At 77.6% G+C, this 446-nt stretch carries 1 protein-coding gene; it reads left to right on the top strand.

Annotation, left to right across the window (positions count from 1 at the left end; translation table 11 throughout):
• Positions 1–446 (top strand): hypothetical protein (locus I6F37_RS39945; protein WP_225154369.1); only part of this gene is annotated, 446 nt, incomplete at both ends.

Genomic DNA, 446 nt, shown 5'->3' with positions numbered 1-446 from the left:
GTGCAGGTCGGGCCCCTCGGCATCCGGCTGCAGGCCAGCGTCCTGGCCGAGCACCCGGCCCAGATCGACCTGCCACCCGTGGGCAAGATCGGGTTCGACAGCCACCGCGGCCCGCTCGGCGTGCGCGCGTCGGTCGAGTCGGTCGACGTCGCGGCGGCCGAGGGCCTGCTCGGCTCCACGTCGGCGCTGTCCGACCTGGCGGCGACCGCGCCCGGCGAGGTGCGCGCGGGCGTCGCGCAGACGCTGGCCTGGTCGGTCGGCTGCACCCTGGTCGGGTCGGCGCTGGCCGCGGGCCTGGTCTACCGCTCGCGCCGCCGGGCCGCACAGGCCGTCGGGGTGACGCTCGTGCCGCTGGTGGCGTGCGGGCTGCTCGCCGGTCTCACCTTCGACCCCGCCTCGCTCGACGAGCCCCGGTTCACCGGGCTGCTCTCGCGCGCCCCCTACCT

This window comes from Bradyrhizobium sp. NBAIM08 (assembly GCF_020193935.1).
Classification (GTDB): domain Bacteria; phylum Pseudomonadota; class Alphaproteobacteria; order Rhizobiales; family Xanthobacteraceae; genus Bradyrhizobium; species Bradyrhizobium yuanmingense.
The sequence above is the reverse complement of the archived record's forward strand: the minus strand, read 5'-3'. Positions and strand labels throughout refer to the sequence as shown.